Source organism: Bacteroides sp. AF32-8BH (assembly GCF_003435205.1).
GTDB lineage: Bacteria > Bacteroidota > Bacteroidia > Bacteroidales > Bacteroidaceae > Bacteroides > Bacteroides ovatus.
In genome coordinates, this window is the sequence record NZ_QVLZ01000003.1 from 50,866 (window position 1) to 64,765 (window position 13,900).

Consider the following 13,900-nt stretch of genomic DNA (forward strand, 5'->3'; position numbering starts at 1 on the left):
ATTCATATTTAGAAATTAATAAAGTGGATAAATTTGCAATGATAATTTTCGGTGCGTCAGGTGATTTGACCAAGCGTAAGCTGATGCCTGCCCTTTACTCCCTCTACCGTGAAAAACGGTTGACCGGAGAGTTTTCCATATTGGGTATCGGGCGTACGGTCTATTCTGACGATAACTACCGTTCCTATATATTAGAAGAACTACAACAGTTTGTCAAGTCTGAAGAACAGGACACAGCTCTTATGGCTTCATTTGTCTCCCATCTCTACTATTTACCGATGGACCCGGCAAAAGAAGAAGGTTACCCGCAACTCCGCCAACGTCTGGTTGAATTGACTAATGAGGTAGATCCGGACAATCTGCTGTTCTATCTTGCCACTCCGCCATCACTTTACGGAGTAGTGCCCCTCTATTTGAAAGCTGCCGGACTTAACACTCCCCACTCGCGCATCATCGTTGAGAAACCTTTCGGCTATGATCTCGAGTCGGCACTTGAACTGAATAAAACGTATGCCTCTGTTTTCAATGAGCATCAAATTTACCGTATCGACCATTTTCTCGGTAAGGAAACGGCCCAGAATGTACTGGCTTTCCGTTTTGCCAACGGTATCTTCGAACCTCTCTGGAATCGTAACTATATTGACTACGTAGAAATTACAGCCGTAGAAAATCTGGGTATCGAGCAACGAGGCGGGTTCTATGAAACGGCAGGTGCGCTGCGGGATATGGTGCAGAATCATCTGATACAGCTCGTGGCCCTTACGGCTATGGAACCGCCTGCTGTTTTCAATGCAGACAATTTCCGTAATGAAGTGGTGAAGGTCTACGAATCTCTTACTCCATTGAATGATATCGATTTGAATGAACATATTGTTCGCGGACAATATACAGCCTCCGGTAGTAAAAAAGGATACCGTGAAGAAAAAGGAGTGGCTCCCGATTCGCGCACGGAAACTTATATTGCCATGAAACTGGGCATTAGTAACTGGCGCTGGAGTGGCGTTCCGTTCTACATTCGTACAGGTAAACAAATGCCGACGAAAGTAACGGAAATCGTTGTGCATTTCCGGGAAACACCTCACCAGATGTTTCATTGTGCTAGTGGCAACTGTCCACGGGCTAATAAATTGATCCTTCGTTTGCAACCGAATGAAGGAATTGTGCTCAAAATCGGAATGAAAGTCCCCGGTGCAGGTTTCGAAGTCCGCCAGGTGACGATGGATTTCAGTTATGCACAGTTGGGCGGTGTGCCTAGTGGTGACGCTTATGCCCGTCTGATAGATGATTGTATCCAGGGCGATCCGACTTTATTTACTCGAAGTGATGCAGTAGAAGCCTCATGGAAATTCTTCGATCCGGTGCTCCGCTATTGGAAAGATAACCCCGATGCGCCTCTTTACGGTTATCCCGCAGGTACGTGGGGACCTTTGGAAAGTGAAGCAATGATGCACGAACATGGGGCTGACTGGACGAATCCTTGTAAGAATTTGACAAATACAGATCAATATTGTGAATTATGAAACTATCAGTTTTTCCCTCATCAATTGAAACTTCACGAGCATTGATACTCCGCCTGGTGGAAATCATGAATGAAGAGCCGGACAGAGTGTTCAATATCGCAGTTAGTGGTGGTAATACCCCTGCTCTGATGTTCGATTTATGGGCGAATGAATATATGGAAATTACCCCTTGGGACCGTATGCGGATTTATTGGGTGGATGAACGTTGTGTGCCTCCCGATGATTCGGACAGTAATTACGGAATGATGCGCAACCTTCTTTTGGGTATCACTCCTATTCTCTATGAGAATGTATTCCGTATCCGTGGAGAGGCAAAGCCTGCGAAAGAGGCGGTTCGTTATTCGGAGTTAGTCCGGCAGCAAGTGCCGTTTAAGCGTGGTTGGCCCGAATTCGATATTATACTGTTGGGAGCCGGAGATGACGGACACACTTCTTCGATCTTTCCCGGGCAAGAAGATTTGCTGACTTCAAACTCTATTTATGTGGTCAGTGCACATCCCCGTAACGGGCAGAAGCGTATCGCAATGACGGGATACCCCATTCAGAATGCCCGCTATGTCATTTTCCTGATTACCGGAAAAAATAAAGCCGATGTAGTAGAAGAAATCTGTAATTCGGGAGACACTGGTCCCGCAGCCTATGTGGCTCATCATGCGCAAAATGTAGAACTGTTTATGGATAAAGGGGCTGCCGCATATATTGAAGATCCTAATAAAAAGATGAGTTAGAACAGAACTATTTCATTGACGAAACTAATAGAAAAAAAAAGAAAAATATGAATCCTTATCAACATTCATTTGGTGGTAATATCCCACAAGACGTAGCGGGGAAACAGGGCGAAAATGTTATTTTTATTGTTTATACTTTAAAAGATTCGCCTGAAACTCTTGACAAAGTAAAAGATGTGTGTGCCAATTTCTCGGCCCTGATTCGCAGTATGCGTAACCGTTTTCCTGATATGATGTTCAGTTGTACCATGGGATTTGGAGCCGATGCCTGGAACCGTCTTTTCCCGGAACAGGGAAAACCCAAAGAACTGAAAACTTTCGAAGAGATAAAAGGCGAGAAGCATACGGCAGTTTCTACTCCGGGCGACTTATTGTTTCATATCCGTGCAAAACAGATGGGATTATGTTTTGAGTTTGCATCTATCATCGATGAGAAACTTCAAGGCGTGGTTGAACCTGTCGACGAAACTCACGGTTTCAGATATATGGATGGCAAAGCCATTATCGGCTTTGTGGATGGAACGGAGAATCCGGCGGTTGATGAAAATCCCTATCATTTTGCAGTTGTAGGAGAGGAAGATGCTGATTTTGCAGGAGGCAGCTATGTCTTTGTGCAGAAGTATATTCACGATATGGTTGCGTGGAACTCCTTACCTGTGGAAGAACAGGAGAAAGTGATCGGGCGTCGTAAGTTTAACGATGTCGAACTGTCTGACGAGGAGAAACCTCAAAATGCGCATAATGCCGTCACTAATATTGGAGATGACCTGAAAATAGTGCGTGCCAATATGCCGTTCGCCAATACGTCTAAGGGAGAATATGGTACTTACTTCATCGGCTATGCAAGTACGTTCACTACTACCCGGCAGATGTTGGAAAGTATGTTTATTGGCAATCCGGTAGGCAATACCGACCGTTTACTGGACTTTAGTACAGCAGTTACGGGAACACTTTTCTTTGCTCCTTCCTACGATTTGCTAAGTGAACTGGGCGAATAAAAAATAAAAGACTGGGGGGAGTATTACACTTTAGTAATCTCCTCCACTACATATTGGTCTTTTACTTTCTTGCAGGTACATACGAAGAATTCCGGATGTTTCAGAGCTCCTTGTAAAGTATCAGGAAGAATCATTTCTTTAGTACGACGGTCCATTGCAACCGTTGCATACAGGATACCTTCACTCTTGCATTTCTCTATTAATGCACTTTTTAGTTCTTCTACGCTATATTCCATTTGTGTGATCCTTTGTCGCTGCAAAGTTATGGAAAATATGTATATTTTGTGCAATTATATTCCTGTAATAAATAAAAAAATAGCTCCCTAGTTCGTCCGCCGACGAGGGAGCTATTAACACAAAAACTAAACTAGACACATTTTTGGAAATCTAGTTGTATATTCTGTATATCAATTATATAGTCCTGCTTTTTTTTATGGTTCGACCATAATTCGACCATTTGATGTTTTATGTACTATCAAGATTTTTGAGTTTCATGTTTTATATTATTTTAAATGTTATATTTGCGCATTGTCAAACTAAAATAGTGCGTTTATGAAAATGTTTTTTAGAAGCATCCAAAAATGGATGAGAGAGCGTAAGGTTCGTAGAGAACTTCAAAAAGACCAAGATCTCAGGGAACGTTGTGTCGATTATGTTGTAAAAGGTTCTAAGCCTGCAAATGCTTACCTTGCTGATGCAATATATAGATACATTAAAGACGGTTCGATTAGTTAAACTTCTTTTGTAGGTAACAATATTGGAAGCGAGAATTTTATTTTACTCACAATCTCGTTTTGTGCATTTTCATTAGAGGATGCTCCTACTCCTATTACGCTTGCAAATACACCAACTTTAGCATCACTTCCTTTGTTTTCAGATGTTGTGAGTGATAGATTAAATTCTATATTGGTAAGTACACATTCTTGCCTTCCAATATGTAATGTACCTTTGTTTATACCTCCAATGGAGACTATCGGGTTTACTACGAGGTTAAATTTTGATGTTCCTCCATTTAACTCTGTTACTGCATCTGCTATTTGAGTAACTGTATCTTTTATGAATTCTTTAAGTTCCATATATAGTGTTTACTTCTAGTTTGTATCATTGTTTAAGAATCATATTTTATTTATAAAGCGTAATTTATTCCACTAATTCTTTTAAATGGGATTTTTCATGCCATTTTAAATACGTACGTCCTGATTTGGTTTCAATAGACTTTAAGTAAGGAGCAATTTTAGGAGATTGAATAGATTTTGTAGTATCATCTATTAGAGTTATTTTATGATTGATGCGGCTATTGATGGCATGTGCATCTACTGCATCATAATTCAAATTAGAACGTCCTAAACTTAATATGAAATTTGTATCATTAGAACCTGTAACGTAATTAATAAGCGTCATTCTATTATTTCGAAGAACAACAGCATTGAATTTAATTGCTAGTCCTTCATGTATAGAATAATTGGTTTTTAAGTGTTCCTTATCTACAAGGTTATGTATGAAATTTGTGGCATTCCTTTTAAATCTACCAATCTGTTCTTTTTCCTTTTTCTCTTCAAAAGAGATAAAAGATGCACTAACTACGGCGTTAATGAAACTGGACAAGTCGTATACTATATTTGGTACTAGCTCTGCTTTCTCTATTTTTTTGTAATAGTAATGATAGCCAGCATGTTCTAAAATATCTATTTCATAATCTTCTAAATAGTACTGAAATAGTTTGAAATAGTATATATCATCAGAATGAGCATCACATTCATACATACCACTGTCTATCCAACCACCATCAGTAACAATAAAATCATCTCCTCTTCGAGTTAAAAAGACGGAAACAAAAATATTACTTGTTGTTGCTATCGGTGTTATGATCTCAAAAGTATTTCCATGTTTCTTTATTTTCCATAAAGAATTGTAGGATTTGATGATATATTCAATAAGTTTTTCCATCTCTTAAAAATTTATTCCTTCAAGTGGGTCTTTGTCTTCTCTTTCGAAAGGAAGATAGCCTTCTCGAAATACTTGTATTTCAGGTAATTCATGCTCATCATTAGTGTAGATTACACTTTCTTGGCAAAAGTAAGGAAAACCAAAGTCAATGTCAAATAAATGTTCAGCTTGTTTGGGATTATTCAATAAGTCTGTTTTATAGGCTAAAAAATATCCATTATCATCATATTTGTGAAAATGGGGAGTTGTAACACTTTGCTTGGCTAAAGGTATAAACGGAACTTCGTTTTTATGAGTACCTCCACCACTATCGTAGCGGATAACGACTCCTTTTTTGAATTTATCCGAAACTATCTGGAAAGAACAATCTGTTTTATCTCCATTTCGTACTTCACAAGTCATAAATGTATTTCCAAAGTGAAACTCTGAATGAAGATGCTTTTTAGTATAAAGAGATGTGCCATGATTTCCTTTAGGTTCAGAAACAATGATTGGCGCATTAATTCTCTTTTCTGCATTAATGAAAGTTTTATAGTCGTCTATAATTTTTAAAAGCTCTCTATCTTGTTTTATTTTTGCCATATTTGAATTAAGTTATAGTGTTAGCTAATAGGCTCTACTGTTTCAATTTGGTGCATACTTAAAATGTTGTTCTGAATACTATAATATGATATATTCTTTTCATGGCATATCCAATATTTCTTTTCTCCTGCAACAGTTCTAAGCTTATATTTCATTATTGTTTTTAGAATCAGTTTCATCACTTTCTTTTTTGCTTTCTAGTACTTCATTAATAAGTTCTTTGATTTTAGTGTAATCTTTATCATCTAAATCTTCTTTATTAATAATTTCCTTGAAATCCTTATCAAATATATATTCATAATTTCCTATGTCTGGGCTACCTCCTTTAGTTTTACATCTAAATTTATGTGTTGCTTTCCAACCACAAAATTCTTTTTTTATAAAGTTAGCTCTGTCTTTTATACTGTCTGAATGTAATGTAACCATATTAGTACATGCTTTGGCTTTTTCCAGATTTTCATTGAATTTATTTTTAGCTTCATAATATCTAGAGTTACTATATGAAGAATAGCCATCACTCCAAATCTCCATGGTTTTTCGTGCGTCTTTCATTTCATCTAGATATTCATCTGCTTTTTCAATAGCTATTTTAATGAAATAGGCATGTCTTGTAATGATTGAATCTGTATATACAGATGTAAAAGCACTGTCTATATTGGTTTCAATAGGTTCATAGCTGGCAAAATCATATAGGACTTTAAACATGTCGTCCTTAATTAATTCATTAGCTTTTTCTTCTTTAGATTTGCATCCACTTAATAACATAGTAGCTGATACAACGATAAATAATAATGTTTTCATTAGTGTATATAAATTTTAGATTATCCAATATTTCTTTCATTCTTCAACATAGCCAGTTCACCTTTTAATTTTTGGTTTTCTTCCAAAAGACGTTGAGTGAGCATTGTCTTTTCGTTAATCTCATCTTGTAGATTGGCTATGGTATATACAATACTTTTCAATTTGTCCATTCCTGGTTCTGTTTCTTCTTTTTGAATGAGTATGTCACCTTTGCCTCGTAATAACCACTCTGCGGAAATGTCGTCAAATGACGTGAGTGCTTTCTCGATGAGTTCTGAATCTATTGTGCTTCTTCTTCCTGTTAAATAATTATTTAGAGTTGAATAATTGAATCCTATTGCTATCGCAAAGGCTCTTGGGGAATATCCTTTTGCTTCAATAATCATTTTAATTCGGTCTATTAACGTATCCATAAGCTTGCTTAAAAAGTTAAATATTGTCATATGGCGATATAAAAATGTTATTTCGATTTGCAATATCGTCAAATAGCAATATATTTGCATCATAAATCAATCAATCATACAAACATACAAAAATTGATTGATAAAACAAATGTGAAACTCTATAAATGTGACAGACATGAAACGATTTGATTTATCCGAAATAATGAGAAATGCTCATAGAACCTATAAGTATTCAGGCAAGAAGCAGGGAAAAACTTTTGGAGAGGTTCTGAAAGCTACTTGGAGACTTGCTAAACTTCAAGAAAATTTCTCACAGGAAGCCATGAAAGCAAGAACGGATAAATTCTTATCAGAAAGAAACGAGGTAATGAACAAAGCGGCTAAAGCTACAAGACATGAGGGATACAATAACCTCAGTATTCCCGCTTCTGCTTACTACAACTCAAATAGTACTCATTACGGTGCACATTATGTCGGAGATTAATCAATTTATACAATAATCATGGAAGAACAAAAGAAATCACGTGAGCAGATTCTTGAAGAACAAGTAGAGGAACTGAAGAAAGAGAATGAACAGCTAAGAAAAGAAAGAGCTATGTATGAGGATTGGTGGAGAAAAGTAGATGCTAAAAACTACGAATTGGCGGAGAGTGTCAAATCCATTTCTACAATAGCTAACTTGATTTGCACCGCTGCTAAATCATAACCCTCACTAAAGTCAAACCAAACCGTCGGTTATCCGGCACCCAGTCCGGTCTTTGAGCCTGCCCTTGAAGGGAGACTGGGAACAACAGAGAAGAGTTCTTTGACATATTGGTAAAATGGTGTTTTGGAAGCCGACACGTGCCGAAAGGGATTACTGACGTAGGCGGGCTTCTCAACGATATAATGCTGTGGTTAATGGTCAAGCCGTATCGTTGTAAAACTAAATCAGTTAGACGTTTGTCGGCAAATCGAGGTATTTGCTTTATGTATATAAAGGTGATGTAGCTCAGGCAGGTTAGAGCGCTGTGTGTGGTGGATGGTTGAGAGTTCGAGTCTCTCAAGAAATACTCTTAGCTTAACGGAAGAGCACCACAAGCAGAGGTCGGCGGTTCGAATCCGCCCATCGCTTCAATGTTTAATTAAAGAATATAGAGTTATGACAAGGTTTTTCCAGTTTGTAATAGTTGGAATAATATTAGGGGCGGTGCTTATGTTACTCGCTTCTATTGTTTCTTCGTGTTACTTTTTTATTACAACATTTACGTTGAGTGATTTTGAAGAAAGAACAGCTTCATTTGTTCTCGGTGCGGTAAGTGCTCTATTTACATACGGAATGTTCCGGATATTAATGAATGCCTTACAAGCATTTTCAGATAAGTTGGATGCAATAAAAAAGAGATATGAAAGCAATAATTGAAATTAAAGATGTCGCCTTTCGAGAGATAGGCGACATCAATAGGGGAAGAGGGAAACCTATCAGGGATTGCGTGAAAGTATTTGAAAGCTACAAGGTGATAACTTTCTTTGGCATTCCCATTAAGCGAATTACCCATAGATTGAATGATTGGGATCCTGAAGAATCGACTTCAAACTCTCATAAGCAAGAGTGATTGTTAATGGCGGTGTTCCATCAATGAAATGTAGGATACACTGTTTTCTATGGTCCTCAATTTTAATAACACATCCTAGATTGATAAGGATGCGTTTACCGTTTTCGGTAATCTCAATAAATTTGTTCATTTTCTTGTTTTTTGATTTGACACTTCAAAAATAAGAAAATACCCCGTTCCTTTTTTATTAGCGAATAATCTTGGAGCGGGGAAAACTATTAACTAACTAATAATCAGTATGGAAAAGGATATTCAGAGACGTAACGTAATTGATGTATTACGGAGTATGGATGTTGGTGCAATAGAAGTATTTCCTATCGTTCAGAAACCGTCTGTAACTAATACATTGAATGCTCGGCTTTATAAAGAAAAAGCTGAAGGAATGGCTTGGAAAACAAAGTCAGATGTAAAAAATATGCAGTTTATAGTAACTAGAATTGCATAACTATCTTGCTTGTTGAGATGATCAGAGGTGAAATGGCTGAAATATTGCTAGATAATATTCTCCGTCTGTTTTCTACAGAAACGTTTGGAAAAGATAAGTCTGCGTATTATGTGGGTGGGGAAAAGAAATTGATGAATCTTATAGAAGCGGGTAAGATTGAAAGTGATAAGCCCACTAATGTCCAAAACGGCAAGTGGCATTGTAATGCTGCTCAAGTATTACTTCATTGCCGATGTGCGGGAAGGAAAGTTAAATCTAAAAAACGGAAGAAATGAAAAAGATTAAAGTGATACAGTATGCCATGATGTTCATTGCCTTATGGACAACACTGTATCTTGTAGATAGCATTGAAGTTAGCAAGAAAGAATTTATTGCTGCTTTTGTATTGGTGACTGTCGTATCAGTGAATTATATCTGTTTTCGATACTACGAAGATAGGAAACAAAATAAAGATAGCCTGTGAAGGTCTGCATTGCTTAATTTTAGTATTTGTCATGTTTATTTAGCCCGGTTCGCCGGGCATCTGCCGGGATAGCCCAGTTGGTTAGAGCGCATGTTTCTACATGAGGTCAGCGGTTCGAATCCGTTTCCCGGCTCAACTCAATCAGAGTTAAGTAACCCGTGAGGGGGAAAATTATGTTTGTATCAATAACAATTCAATCAATGTAGCCGGAAGCGTCTGGCTACGACCTGAAGGAATGGCGGAATTGGTAGACGCAAGTATGCAGATAGATTGAAGAAAGTCATACATAGGTAATCTGTCATCCTGGTTCGAGTCCGGGTTCCTTCACAGAGAATTTTTCTTTTTATGTTTAACTAATGTTGCCAGCGAAAAGGACGCTGTAGGGTTAAAGCCCCTGTTATTTGAGTTTTAATTGTTCTATACTATTCCGGTGTGCTTTGAACGGCTATCCGGAAGCAAGAAGCTCGTGAGAGTGCTATTTAATAGTTAATGTCGTGTTTTATTTTGTGTTTGTGTTCTAAGTGAATGGTTCGTGAGAATAGTTCACTTGAAACGGATGGCTGGTGTAATTGGCAGCATACGCAGATATGCGTGATGTGGGTTCGAGCCCCACGCCATTCACCCTTTTGATCCTATTAAATTATAGTAGTTCATGAGTTTTGTTTTGTGTTTGTGATTGGGGTGTACGGTCTGTGAAGATAGTGCACCTTTTTAATTAATCGGGCGGATATGTATATCGTTGGTTGAAACTGCGGTGAGGTGCACCAATATTCCGTAAGACCGGTTCGACTCCGGTTCCGTCCACTAGCATTTACATTATGTATAAATCAGGGAGCCGTACACCCTTCAAAGCGTAGCCGTTCCATAAGGTACATTGGATTATTCATTTTCTTATTTTTCTGCCTGTACAATATCGTACAGGCAGTTTTTACTACCTGAAAATGGCGTTAAAATGGCGAAGTTTCTGTTTGCTAAACTTGTCAATAACGATTACCTTTACTGATGTAATGAACTAAAAGTCAAACCATTAAATTAGAATTATGACAGCGAGAAAAAACACTGTATCAACGGTTCAGAATGAAGAGAAGAAGAAAAATTCTATCAGACCGCTTCTAGCTTCTGAAATTGAATGTAGGGTTGGTACTATGAAACCGGACGGTTCGGGCTGCTCCTTGCTATTATACAAGGATGCTCGAGTAGACATGAGAATACTTGATGAAGTGTTCGGAGAAATGAACTGGAAACGGCACCATGATGTCGTTAATGGGAATCTATTCTGTACGTTGTCCATTTGGGATAATGAAAAGAAGGAATGGGTGAGTAAACAGGATGTTGGGACAGAATCTAGCACAGAAAAAGAGAAAGGGCAGGCTTCGGACGCCTTTAAACGTGCAGGATTTAACTGGGGAATTGGGCGTGAACTTTATACGGGTCCTTTCATTTGGATTCCACTTGAGAAAAATGAAATATATCAGAGCAAAACAGGTTCTCCTGCTCTATACACCAAATTCAGTGTAAAAGAGATTGGTTATAACGAGCAAAAGGAGATTATTTTACTTGTTATTGTGGACAATAAAAACCGCGTTCGTTTTGCTTATGGTAATACAAAGGAAAAAGTATATGCTCCCAATGTTTCTGCTTCAAACGCTTCGGGCAAAGTATATACTGGTGTAGACCTAGATCGTGCAATTAAACAAATGACTGGTGTTAAAAGCCGCGAAGAGCTTGAGAGAGTTTGGGCTGAACATCCCGAACTTCACAATAATAAGGAGTTCAAAAACATAACTATTGACATGCAGAAAACGTATCCTCCTAGAAATTGATAATAATGATAGAATTAGTGAAATCCAGTGTGGTTTTCAATGAGGAAAACCACACTTATATGCTCGGTGAAAAACAGTTGCAAGGTATAACCGGTATGATTAGCCGGCAGTTGTTCCCTGACAAATATAAAGATGTCCCCGATTTTGTATTGAAGAGAGCTGCAGAGAAGGGTAGCCTTATTCATGCTCAATGCCAGTTTGCTGATGTAACAGGCTTACCTCCTGAAAGTATTGAAGCAGAGAATTATATCAGAATGAGGGTAAATGCCGGATATAAGGCGCTTGCCAATGAATATACCGTTTCTGATAACGAATACTTTGCATCGAATATAGATTGTGTTTGGGAGAAAGCCGGTAGAATTAGTCTTGTTGACATCAAAACTACCCTTCATCTTGATAAGGAGTATTTAAGTTGGCAGTTGTCAATCTATGCTTATTTCTTTGAACTTCAAAATCCATTACTCAAAGTTGATAAATTGTTTAGCACTTGGTTGCGTGGTAATAAACATGAATTTGTTGAAATTAGCCGTAAGTCTGATAAAGAAGTCAAGAAGTTAATGGAATGCGAGAAGAAGGGGGAGCAATATCTATCCAATCTTCCCGTTCCTGCCCCTGATGATGACAAGTTACTAATTCCAATGCAGCTTGTAAATACTATAATCGGGATTGAGGAAGAACTTGCAGATCTAACCAAGATTCAGAAAGATTATAAGGCAAAACTGAAAACTGCTATGCGTGAGAATGGTGTCAAGTCATGGGATGCCGGAAGATTGCGAGTTAGTTATACCCCCGCTTCTACAAGTGACAATTTTGATACTAAAAAGTTTCAGGCTGACTATCCGGAATTATATTCTAAGTATATCAAAACAGTTCCTAAAGCTGATAGTATCCGTGTAACAATAAGGGAGGATAAATCATGAGTTTAAACAAATTGATGCTTATCGGGCATGTTGGCAAAGACCCCGATATTAGAATTTTGGAAGCTGGTTCTAAAGTGGCCACTTTCTCCTTTGCCACCACTGAAAAAGGTTATACCCTTGCCAATGGAACACAGGTTCCTGAAAGAACTGAATGGCATAATATTGTTGTTTGGCGTGGTCTTGCCGATGTTGTTGAGAAGTATGTCCATAAGGGAGACAAGTTGTATCTGGAAGGAAAGATAAGAACTCGGAGTTATGATGATAGCAGAGGAATTAAACGGTATATTACAGAACTTTTTGTTGATAATATGGAGATGCTTTCTGTTAAGCCTCAACAAGTACCACCACCGCCACCTCTTCCGGAACACACCAATAATCAGACTCGAAGTGCGGTGAATGAGTGCCCGCCACCGCCACCACCGACCAAGGACGATTTGCCATTCTGATAGGTTATGGAAGCAACATTGACGAAGAAAGATGGCAAAATCCAAATGGATAAGTCTTTCGAGTTCATGTGCAGCACACTTCGTAATGGAGAATACACTGTAACCATTAAGAAAAAAACACAGCCGAGAACATTAAATCAAAATGCTCTCATGTGGAAATGGTTTCAGTGTATTGGTGCCTGTTTGCGTGAATACACAGGTGAAGAGTATTGGAGCACTGCTGCTGGAGTTCAGGATATACATGACTTGTATTGTAAGAAGTTTCTTGTGAAACAGGTTCATGTGAATGGTAAAGTGGAAACTATTGTGCGAGGAACAAGTAAACTTAATACTTTAGAGATGCATAATTTCATGGAAAGCGTGAAAATAGATGCGGCCACCGAGTTTGGTATTACACTTCCGTTGCCTGAAGACCAGCATTACTTAGATTTTATTCATGAGTACCAAAACCGGTACTAATTAATCCTTTTATAATTTATGATTGCAAATTTGAGAAACTACGAACCCGAGACAATCGAGTTTGTAGTTCCCGATTCTATTCGGGAAAAATTTCCCCCTGTTTTATTTCAGGGTTCTACGAATGTAGATGAATTGATAAAGTTGGTGAATGAGCATTTCAATGCTACATTCCCTGAAAGTGAGGTGACACAACGTTTACTGGATGAATTTGAGATTTCCGAAATTCGTGAAGAGTATTGCATCAAGCAAGAGAATGAGGTCCCCAAACGCGAACGTGAATTGTTGGAAGCCATTGAACGTGCGAAGAAAATTAAGAGTGATGCTCAAGACAGGTTAGCTTCTATTAAGACTGAAATTAAAGACCTGGCTGCCGAGGTCAAAAAGGGGACGAGGGAGTATCATCTTTCAAGTAAGAATACGATCCGGTTTGCTCTTGATGGATATTTCCTGTATTATTCATGGGTGAACGGTGAGTTTAAGCTTGTGAAAGCTGAAAAAATTCCTGATTGGGACAAACGTTCTCTTTGGGCACAGGAAGATCGAAACAGAAAAGCGATGCTTGATTTGTTTGGTATTGAATATCCTGAAGTAGAACGTCCTATTGATGATACAGAAGATTATGGGGACAAGTTCGAAGAAGACCTGTCTGATAAACTTCCTGAAGAAGAACCGGAAGACGATGAGTAGATTGCAGCACAAAAAAGGCAGGAAGTCCAACTATGTGAAGCGGCTTGTGAATAATCCAGATTGGGAAGAAGCCAAGCGTAAG

Annotated in this window: 22 protein-coding genes and 5 tRNA genes; 21 read left to right on the plus strand and 6 right to left on the minus strand. The window is 38.3% G+C overall.

Annotation, left to right across the window (positions count from 1 at the left end):
• The first annotated feature begins 23 nt into the window (after nt 1-23).
• The 3 genes from zwf to DWZ47_RS02845 are packed head-to-tail and all read left to right on the plus strand — an operon-like array spanning nt 24 to nt 3,246.
• Entirely contained in the window at nt 24-1,520 is a 1,497-nt protein-coding gene (zwf, locus tag DWZ47_RS02835; RefSeq protein WP_004310726.1) for a glucose-6-phosphate dehydrogenase, read from the plus strand.
• Nucleotides 1,517-2,248, plus strand: a complete 732-nt coding sequence (pgl, locus tag DWZ47_RS02840) for a 6-phosphogluconolactonase (RefSeq protein ID WP_004297828.1) — start codon at nt 1,517-1,519, stop codon at nt 2,246-2,248. The genes zwf and pgl overlap by 4 nt, the downstream gene beginning before the upstream one ends.
• Nucleotides 2,249-2,295: 47 nt before the next feature.
• A complete protein-coding gene (locus DWZ47_RS02845; RefSeq protein ID WP_061448285.1) occupies nt 2,296-3,246 on the plus strand; it encodes a Dyp-type peroxidase in 951 nt (316 codons plus the stop codon).
• Between the two features lie 23 nt (nt 3,247-3,269).
• On the opposite strand, the gene DWZ47_RS02850 is transcribed toward DWZ47_RS02845, so the two are convergent.
• Nucleotides 3,270-3,482: a hypothetical protein gene (locus DWZ47_RS02850; protein ID WP_004297825.1), complete on the minus strand. Its 213-nt coding sequence runs from the start codon at nt 3,480-3,482 to the stop codon at nt 3,270-3,272.
• A gap of 316 nt (nt 3,483-3,798) precedes the next feature.
• On the opposite strand from DWZ47_RS02850, the gene DWZ47_RS02855 reads away from it, so the two are divergent.
• The gene (locus tag DWZ47_RS02855) at nt 3,799-3,981 is read left to right on the plus strand and encodes a hypothetical protein (RefSeq protein ID WP_117512274.1); all 183 of its coding nucleotides are present in this window, start codon (nt 3,799-3,801) and stop codon (nt 3,979-3,981) included.
• Here DWZ47_RS02855 and DWZ47_RS02860 read toward each other — a convergent pair.
• The 5 genes from DWZ47_RS02860 to DWZ47_RS30885 all read right to left on the minus strand — a co-directional run bounded on the left by DWZ47_RS02860 (nt 3,978) and on the right by DWZ47_RS30885 (nt 6,989).
• Entirely contained in the window at nt 3,978-4,322 is a 345-nt protein-coding gene (locus DWZ47_RS02860; RefSeq protein WP_117512275.1) for a hypothetical protein, read from the minus strand. The genes DWZ47_RS02855 and DWZ47_RS02860 overlap by 4 nt on opposite strands.
• 64 nt (nt 4,323-4,386) lie before the next feature.
• Nucleotides 4,387-5,193, minus strand: a complete 807-nt coding sequence (locus DWZ47_RS02865; protein WP_117512276.1) for a hypothetical protein — start codon at nt 5,191-5,193, stop codon at nt 4,387-4,389.
• A gap of 3 nt (nt 5,194-5,196) precedes the next feature.
• Nucleotides 5,197-5,775 (minus strand): hypothetical protein, encoded by a 579-nt coding sequence (locus DWZ47_RS02870; protein ID WP_117512277.1) that lies wholly within the window; start codon nt 5,773-5,775, stop codon nt 5,197-5,199.
• Between the two features lie 144 nt (nt 5,776-5,919).
• Nucleotides 5,920-6,576: a hypothetical protein gene (locus tag DWZ47_RS02875; protein ID WP_128858678.1), complete on the minus strand. Its 657-nt coding sequence runs from the start codon at nt 6,574-6,576 to the stop codon at nt 5,920-5,922.
• A gap of 20 nt (nt 6,577-6,596) precedes the next feature.
• On the minus strand, nt 6,597-6,989 hold the full coding sequence (locus DWZ47_RS30885) for a helix-turn-helix domain-containing protein (RefSeq protein WP_229128451.1): 393 nt from the start codon (nt 6,987-6,989) through the stop codon (nt 6,597-6,599).
• 166 nt (nt 6,990-7,155) lie between these two features.
• Here DWZ47_RS30885 and DWZ47_RS02885 point away from each other — a divergent pair, with 166 nt between their 5' ends.
• The 17 genes from DWZ47_RS02885 to DWZ47_RS02945 all read left to right on the plus strand — a co-directional run bounded on the left by DWZ47_RS02885 (nt 7,156) and on the right by DWZ47_RS02945 (nt 13,818).
• Nucleotides 7,156-7,464 carry a hypothetical protein gene (locus tag DWZ47_RS02885; RefSeq protein WP_024987878.1) on the plus strand — a complete coding sequence of 103 codons (309 nt, stop codon included), beginning with the start codon at nt 7,156-7,158 and terminating at the stop codon, nt 7,462-7,464.
• Nucleotides 7,465-7,482: 18 nt separating this feature from the next.
• Nucleotides 7,483-7,686 (plus strand): hypothetical protein, encoded by a 204-nt coding sequence (locus tag DWZ47_RS02890; RefSeq protein ID WP_117512280.1) that lies wholly within the window; start codon nt 7,483-7,485, stop codon nt 7,684-7,686.
• A gap of 274 nt (nt 7,687-7,960) precedes the next feature.
• Nucleotides 7,961-8,094 (plus strand) — tRNA-OTHER (locus tag DWZ47_RS30370).
• A gap of 27 nt (nt 8,095-8,121) precedes the next feature.
• Nucleotides 8,122-8,382 carry a hypothetical protein gene (locus DWZ47_RS02895; protein WP_032856101.1) on the plus strand — a complete coding sequence of 87 codons (261 nt, stop codon included), beginning with the start codon at nt 8,122-8,124 and terminating at the stop codon, nt 8,380-8,382.
• Nucleotides 8,366-8,575, plus strand: a complete 210-nt coding sequence (locus DWZ47_RS02900) for a hypothetical protein (RefSeq protein WP_032856102.1) — start codon at nt 8,366-8,368, stop codon at nt 8,573-8,575. The genes DWZ47_RS02895 and DWZ47_RS02900 overlap by 17 nt, the downstream gene beginning before the upstream one ends.
• A 238-nt stretch (nt 8,576-8,813) precedes the next feature.
• A complete protein-coding gene (locus tag DWZ47_RS02905) occupies nt 8,814-9,020 on the plus strand; it encodes a hypothetical protein (protein ID WP_004318833.1) in 207 nt (68 codons plus the stop codon).
• 17 nt (nt 9,021-9,037) lie between these two features.
• The gene (locus tag DWZ47_RS02910) at nt 9,038-9,295 is read left to right on the plus strand and encodes a hypothetical protein (RefSeq protein WP_004300201.1); all 258 of its coding nucleotides are present in this window, start codon (nt 9,038-9,040) and stop codon (nt 9,293-9,295) included.
• Nucleotides 9,292-9,483 (plus strand): hypothetical protein, encoded by a 192-nt coding sequence (locus DWZ47_RS02915; protein ID WP_004310922.1) that lies wholly within the window; start codon nt 9,292-9,294, stop codon nt 9,481-9,483. Before DWZ47_RS02910 ends, DWZ47_RS02915 begins: the two co-directional genes overlap by 4 nt.
• Nucleotides 9,484-9,545: 62 nt before the next feature.
• A tRNA-OTHER gene (locus DWZ47_RS02920) sits at nt 9,546-9,616 on the plus strand.
• A gap of 96 nt (nt 9,617-9,712) precedes the next feature.
• A tRNA-OTHER gene (locus tag DWZ47_RS30375) sits at nt 9,713-9,810 on the plus strand.
• Nucleotides 9,811-10,037: 227 nt separating this feature from the next.
• Nucleotides 10,038-10,104: transfer RNA gene (locus tag DWZ47_RS30380), tRNA-OTHER, on the plus strand.
• A 100-nt stretch (nt 10,105-10,204) separates the two neighbouring features.
• Nucleotides 10,205-10,287 (plus strand) — tRNA-OTHER (locus DWZ47_RS30385).
• A gap of 236 nt (nt 10,288-10,523) precedes the next feature.
• Entirely contained in the window at nt 10,524-11,306 is a 783-nt protein-coding gene (locus DWZ47_RS02925) for a hypothetical protein (RefSeq protein ID WP_117512281.1), read from the plus strand.
• 5 nt (nt 11,307-11,311) lie between these two features.
• Complete coding sequence (locus DWZ47_RS02930) at nt 11,312-12,226, plus strand: hypothetical protein (protein ID WP_004300205.1); 915 nt, start codon at nt 11,312-11,314, stop codon at nt 12,224-12,226.
• On the plus strand, nt 12,223-12,672 hold the full coding sequence (locus tag DWZ47_RS02935; protein ID WP_117512282.1) for a single-stranded DNA-binding protein: 450 nt from the start codon (nt 12,223-12,225) through the stop codon (nt 12,670-12,672). The genes DWZ47_RS02930 and DWZ47_RS02935 overlap by 4 nt, the downstream gene beginning before the upstream one ends.
• A gap of 6 nt (nt 12,673-12,678) precedes the next feature.
• The gene (locus DWZ47_RS02940) at nt 12,679-13,131 is read left to right on the plus strand and encodes a hypothetical protein (protein ID WP_004300208.1); all 453 of its coding nucleotides are present in this window, start codon (nt 12,679-12,681) and stop codon (nt 13,129-13,131) included.
• Nucleotides 13,132-13,149: 18 nt separating this feature from the next.
• Nucleotides 13,150-13,818 (plus strand): hypothetical protein, encoded by a 669-nt coding sequence (locus tag DWZ47_RS02945; RefSeq protein ID WP_004300209.1) that lies wholly within the window; start codon nt 13,150-13,152, stop codon nt 13,816-13,818.
• The last annotated feature ends 82 nt before the right edge of the window (nt 13,819-13,900 follow it).

Bases quoted from the DNA above. Each gene is read 5' to 3' on its own strand.
- pgl (WP_004297828.1), top strand. From the start codon at position 1,517: ATGAAACTATCAGTTTTTCCCTCATCAATTGAAACTTCACGAGCATTG.
- DWZ47_RS02845 (WP_061448285.1), top strand. From the start codon at position 2,296: ATGAATCCTTATCAACATTCATTTGGTGGTAATATCCCACAAGACGTA.
- DWZ47_RS02850 (WP_004297825.1), bottom strand. From the start codon at position 3,482: ATGGAATATAGCGTAGAAGAACTAAAAAGTGCATTAATAGAGAAATGC.
- DWZ47_RS02855 (WP_117512274.1), top strand. From the start codon at position 3,799: ATGAAAATGTTTTTTAGAAGCATCCAAAAATGGATGAGAGAGCGTAAG.
- DWZ47_RS02860 (WP_117512275.1), bottom strand. From the start codon at position 4,322: ATGGAACTTAAAGAATTCATAAAAGATACAGTTACTCAAATAGCAGAT.
- DWZ47_RS02865 (WP_117512276.1), bottom strand. From the start codon at position 5,193: ATGGAAAAACTTATTGAATATATCATCAAATCCTACAATTCTTTATGG.
- DWZ47_RS02870 (WP_117512277.1), bottom strand. From the start codon at position 5,775: ATGGCAAAAATAAAACAAGATAGAGAGCTTTTAAAAATTATAGACGAC.
- DWZ47_RS02875 (WP_128858678.1), bottom strand. From the start codon at position 6,576: ATGAAAACATTATTATTTATCGTTGTATCAGCTACTATGTTATTAAGT.
- DWZ47_RS30885 (WP_229128451.1), bottom strand. From the start codon at position 6,989: ATGGATACGTTAATAGACCGAATTAAAATGATTATTGAAGCAAAAGGA.
- DWZ47_RS02885 (WP_024987878.1), top strand. From the start codon at position 7,156: ATGAAACGATTTGATTTATCCGAAATAATGAGAAATGCTCATAGAACC.
- DWZ47_RS02890 (WP_117512280.1), top strand. From the start codon at position 7,483: ATGGAAGAACAAAAGAAATCACGTGAGCAGATTCTTGAAGAACAAGTA.
- DWZ47_RS02895 (WP_032856101.1), top strand. From the start codon at position 8,122: ATGACAAGGTTTTTCCAGTTTGTAATAGTTGGAATAATATTAGGGGCG.
- DWZ47_RS02900 (WP_032856102.1), top strand. From the start codon at position 8,366: ATGAAAGCAATAATTGAAATTAAAGATGTCGCCTTTCGAGAGATAGGC.
- DWZ47_RS02905 (WP_004318833.1), top strand. From the start codon at position 8,814: ATGGAAAAGGATATTCAGAGACGTAACGTAATTGATGTATTACGGAGT.
- DWZ47_RS02910 (WP_004300201.1), top strand. From the start codon at position 9,038: ATGATCAGAGGTGAAATGGCTGAAATATTGCTAGATAATATTCTCCGT.
- DWZ47_RS02915 (WP_004310922.1), top strand. From the start codon at position 9,292: ATGAAAAAGATTAAAGTGATACAGTATGCCATGATGTTCATTGCCTTA.
- DWZ47_RS02925 (WP_117512281.1), top strand. From the start codon at position 10,524: ATGACAGCGAGAAAAAACACTGTATCAACGGTTCAGAATGAAGAGAAG.
- DWZ47_RS02930 (WP_004300205.1), top strand. From the start codon at position 11,312: ATGATAGAATTAGTGAAATCCAGTGTGGTTTTCAATGAGGAAAACCAC.
- DWZ47_RS02935 (WP_117512282.1), top strand. From the start codon at position 12,223: ATGAGTTTAAACAAATTGATGCTTATCGGGCATGTTGGCAAAGACCCC.
- DWZ47_RS02940 (WP_004300208.1), top strand. From the start codon at position 12,679: ATGGAAGCAACATTGACGAAGAAAGATGGCAAAATCCAAATGGATAAG.
- DWZ47_RS02945 (WP_004300209.1), top strand. From the start codon at position 13,150: ATGATTGCAAATTTGAGAAACTACGAACCCGAGACAATCGAGTTTGTA.